The organism is Microcoleus sp. LEGE 07076 (genome assembly GCF_015207455.1).
GTDB lineage: Bacteria > Cyanobacteriota > Cyanobacteriia > Cyanobacteriales > Microcoleaceae > Microcoleus.
In genome coordinates this window covers 1-4,538 of record NZ_JADEWV010000329.1, presented here as the reverse complement: position 1 = coordinate 4,538, position 4,538 = coordinate 1, and the positions used below count along the sequence as shown (strand labels likewise).

4 protein-coding genes are annotated in these 4,538 nt (G+C 45.3%); 3 read left to right on the top strand and 1 reads right to left on the bottom strand.

Features of this window, described 5'->3' with window-relative positions:
• Positions 1–393: 393 nt before the first annotated feature.
• The 3 genes from IQ270_RS28435 to IQ270_RS28425 all read left to right on the top strand — a co-directional run bounded on the left by IQ270_RS28435 (position 394) and on the right by IQ270_RS28425 (position 3,312).
• Positions 394–609, top strand: coding sequence for a secretion protein HlyD (locus tag IQ270_RS28435; protein ID WP_193976475.1), 216 nt, complete (start codon positions 394–396; stop codon positions 607–609).
• Between the two features lie 170 nt (positions 610–779).
• Positions 780–968 (top strand): hypothetical protein, encoded by a 189-nt coding sequence (locus tag IQ270_RS28430; protein WP_193976474.1) that lies wholly within the window; start codon positions 780–782, stop codon positions 966–968.
• Between the two features lie 133 nt (positions 969–1,101).
• Positions 1,102–3,312, top strand: a complete 2,211-nt coding sequence (locus tag IQ270_RS28425) for a peptidase domain-containing ABC transporter (RefSeq protein ID WP_228056790.1) — start codon at positions 1,102–1,104, stop codon at positions 3,310–3,312.
• Between the two features lie 280 nt (positions 3,313–3,592).
• Here the strand turns inward: IQ270_RS28425 and cimA are convergent.
• On the bottom strand, positions 3,593–4,538 hold a 946-nt coding region (cimA, locus tag IQ270_RS28420; RefSeq protein ID WP_193976473.1), incomplete at its 5' end, for a citramalate synthase.

Genomic DNA, 4,538 nt, shown 5'->3' with positions numbered 1-4,538 from the left:
GTTTTGATATTAGTTCAAAAAAACAATGCAACTGTATACAAGCTCCAAACCTTTATAAAATCTGTTATTTCCAATTTTCAAATCTCTAATCTCAAATAGTACGAGCTAGATCAGGAAGAGATCGATCGCCTATTTCTTTTATCACTTTTATTTTCTGTGTTCCGGATGCCAAGAATAGGTTTAGAAGTCTAAATCAAAATTCACAGGGTCAAGGTCAAAATCCGCACAGCTTTGCCGTCCCCACCTGCAAATTTCCCCAAACATCAAGAATGGTGGAAAAAGCGGGCAACAGTCATGAAAACAGGGCATTTCCGTAAGGCTTTTCGGCGCTGTTACCCGGTTTTTCTGGGAACTGTACGTAAGTAAGTACATAAGTCTTAATAGGAGTTCCTCATGCCGGAAAATCAACATAATTTACTCTTCACAGAACTAACCGAGCGAGAATCTGCTACTGTCAGCGGTGGCAGCATTACCAGCGGTGCTAACAGCAACAGCGAGACCGAGAAGGCGAGCAATGACCTGAATATGCTGTTTTTCGTGCCGCAGCCGAACCAGCTTTTTCTGTACGATCCGAGCCGATCGCGCCCTTACAAAACCCTAATAGTCTAGATAGCTGAGCCGGGTTGTGCGATCGAATGAATTTGGAAAATATCTAAGTAATATTCCGGAAGTCGCACAGCACTCCAAGAACTATTAGTTAGTAATTACACGAGGCTATATAAAATTTATAAAACTTATAGTTCTCGTTCCATCTTGTCAAATTAAATGGAGTCAATATCATGCAAGAAACAAAAGACAATTCACTGTTTGCTGAACTCACCCCTGAAGAATCAGCTAGCGTCAACGGCGGTCATTATTACGCCAATAATCGCTACGACTGTAACCGCGGACGCCGCCGCAGTTGGGTAGTGTACCGCCGGAATTGCGACGGTTCCTTCAGAAGAGTAGTCCGCTACGCCTACTACTAAAGTTTAGGGCTGTGAATTCAGCTCTCTAACTCTTGATTGAAAAGCACCTATAACTTTATGGGTGCTTTTTGCTGATTGGGTAGTAGGTGAGGAGTAAGGTTCATTATGCTCTACCTATTATTCATTGGGGAAAATGTTAAAAAATATTCCTTTTATCGGCAAAATGCCATTATTCGGACAAGTAAACAGGTTTAAGAAATATCAGGTTGTTCTCCAGCAGAGCGAAGAAGATTGCGGTGCGGCTTGTTTGGCTTCGATTGCCAAATTTTACGGACAGAATTTTACAATTAGCCGTTTGCGAGAATTTGCGGGTACCGGCCAACAGGGGACGACTTTACTGGGTTTGAAACAGGGGGCTGAGGCGATCGGCTTTAATGCTCGATCGGTGCGAGCAGCCGCTGCTATTTTAGATAAAATTGATGAAGCACCTTTACCGGCCATTATTCACTGGAGCGGCTATCACTGGGTTGTTTTGTACGGAAAACAGGGCAATAAATATGCGATCGCAGATCCCGCCATTGGTCTGCGCTATGTTTCTAAAGAAGAATTAGCAGCGGGTTGGACAGATTGGCTGTGCTTGCTAGTAGACCCAGATCCAGAGCGGTTTTTTGCAGAAGCAGACGGTCAACCGCCCGCCAATTCCTTACAAAAATGGATGCGCCGGGTTGGGATTTACCGCCACATTTTAATCGAAGCATTGTTGCTGAATGTGGTGTTGGGTTTGTTGTCGATTTCGTCGCCTTTTTTAGTTCAACTGCTCACCGACGACATCCTGGTGCGGGGCGACACGCAACTTTTGGCAAGTGTGGCGATCGCAGTTATAGTTATGAATTTTTTTAGCAGCAGTTTAGGATTGGTAGAGTCGAACTTAATTGCTCAATTTTCCCAGCGTTTAGAGTTAGGATTAGTGATGGAGTTTGGGCGCAAATTTCTGCGCTTGCCTTTGAGCTTTTACGAAACCAGACGCAGCGGCGAAATCGTCAGTAGATTACAAGATATCCAAGAAATAAATAAATTAGTTTCTCAAGTTGCTATCAGCTTGCCCAGTCAATTTTTTATAGCGGTAGTTTCTTTTATTTTTATGTTATTTTACAGCCCGCAACTAACGTTGGCTGCAACAGTAATCGCTCTATTGATGACTGCATCTACAGTGGTGTTTTTGCCCGCATTGCAGCAAAAGACGCGGAATTTATTTGTGCTGGAAGCAGAAACTCAAGGCGTTTTAGTCGAAACGTTTAAAGGCGCGCTGACTGTAAAAACTACTAGCAGCGCCCAGCAACTTTGGGAGGAATTTCAAAGCCGCTTCGGTCGCTTAGCAAATCTCACTTTACGCACTACACAAATTGGCATTCTCAACAATATTTTTTCTGGTTTTATTGCTTCTGCGGGCGGCATTACTTTGCTGTGGTTGGGCAGCGGTTTGGTGATTGACAAGGTATTGAGTATCGGTCAGTTGCTGGCGTTTATCAGCATGAATCAAAACGTTACTACTTGGGTGAATTCCTTGGTCGGATTTAGCGATGAAATGACTCGCGTTCAGACAGCAACTCAACGCCTTTCAGAAGTGATTGATGCTGCACCGGAAACTAAGAACGATATTCGTAAACCTGCTGTGACGATTCAAGGTCTCGACGAGATTGTTTGCAAGAGTGTTAATTTTCATTACCCCGGCCGACTTGACTTGCTAGAAAATTTTTCTGTCACCTTTCCCGGCGGTCAAGCAATTGCTTTGATCGGCTATTCCGGCTGCGGCAAAAGTACGTTGGCTAAGGTAGTTGCTGGTTTGTATCCGCTGCAATCTGGTAATATTAGAATTGGCGGTTACAACTTGCAGGATTTGTCTCTCGACAGTCTCAGACAGCAGGTGGTTCTGGTTCCTCAAGAAGCACATTTTTGGAGCCGTTCGATTTTAGATAATTTTCGTTTGGGGAGTCCAGATGCTAGCTTTGAACAGATTGTGAAAGTGTGTAAACTTGCGGGGGCTGACGAATTTATCAGCCAATTACCTGATAAGTATCAAACTGTTTTAGGGGAGTTTGGAGCGAATATTTCTGGGGGACAAAGACAAAGATTGGCGATCGCCCGCGCCATTCTCAACAACCCGCCCGTATTGATTTTAGACGAATCTACCGCAGGGCTAGACCCCGCCAGCGAGGCGGAAGTTTTGGAAAATTTGTTGATGTATCGGCACGGAAAAACCACGATTTTTATCAGTCACAGGCCGCGAGTGATCGATCGCGCCGATTGGATTATCATGTTAGAACGCGGCAGGTTAAAAATGCAAGGATCGGCGGCTAGATTGCGATCGATTCCCGGAGACCATTTAGAGTTTTTGCATCCTTAAACAAAATTTTAGGGTGCGTCAGTGGAAAATCAATACAGATAAGACGGCGGTTGAAACCAGGTTTACAGAAACGAAGTCCGCCTCCGCGGACTGAAGAGAATAAGGTAATTTTAACCGCAGACTCTTCATCTTCAACCCGCTCCCGTCGCGTGAGTGTTTGTATAGACGCGGTTTCCAACCGCCCGGTCTTTTGATCTTCAACCCGCGGCGGCGCGTGAGTGTTTGTATAGACGCGGTTTCCAACCGCCCGGTATTTGATCTCACCGCCCAATGTTCTTAGTTAATGAACCCGACAAACTAGGGGAATTGCCTCTTGATTTTCCAGCACCAAACCGTACTCCAAACCTTCAACGACCGCCTGACAAGAAGCATCCAAAATATTAGTAGAAACCCCCACAGTCGTCCACCGCTGCTGGCGGTTGCTCGATTCCAATAAAACGCGAGTTTTAGCAGCAGTACCCGCACCGGAGTCGAGAATTCGCACCTTGTAATCTGTCAGATAAAAATGTGCGATCGCCGGATAAAAATTCACCAAAGCTTTCCGCAAAGCCGCATCCAAAGCGGAAACCGGGCCGTTTCCTTCCGCACATTCCAGAATATTTGTACCGTTGACTGACAATTTGACCGTTGCTAAAGCCGTACAATCTGCGCCAACCTTATCGCAGTGCACTTGAAACCCCTTAATTTCAAACCACTGCTGGCGCTGCGACAAAGCCTCCCGCATCAACAATTCAAAACTTGCCTCAGCGCCCTCAAATTGATATCCTTGACTTTCCAAAGCTTTTAATTTGTCGAGAATTTGGCGACAAGCAGGATTTTTGCGATCGAGTTCAATTCCAAAAGTGCGGGCCTTCGCCAAAACATTGCTCAAACCAGCTTGATCCGAAATCACAATGCGGCGACAGTTACCGATTTTTTCCGGTTCCAAGTGTTCGTAAGTTAACGGATTTTTTTCAACCGCCGATACATGAATTCCGCCCTTGTGAGCAAAAGCCGAAAGACCGACAAAAGGAGCGCGGTCATCGGGAGCAAGGTTGACAATTTCGCTGATCGATCGACTGGCTTGAGTTAATTTAACTAATTGCTCGTTTTGAATGCAATCATAACCCAACTTGAGCTGAAAATTAGGAATCAAAGAACACAAATCGGCATTGCCGCAGCGTTCGCCGTAACCGTTAATAGTTCCCTGCACCATCGTCACTCCTTCCTGCACCGCAGCCAAGGCA

Coding starts and splice junctions, on each gene's coding strand:
- IQ270_RS28435 (WP_193976475.1), top strand. CDS start 394: ATGCCGGAAAATCAACATAATTTACTCTTCACAGAACTAACCGAGCGA.
- IQ270_RS28430 (WP_193976474.1), top strand. CDS start 780: ATGCAAGAAACAAAAGACAATTCACTGTTTGCTGAACTCACCCCTGAA.
- IQ270_RS28425 (WP_228056790.1), top strand. CDS start 1,102: ATGTTAAAAAATATTCCTTTTATCGGCAAAATGCCATTATTCGGACAA.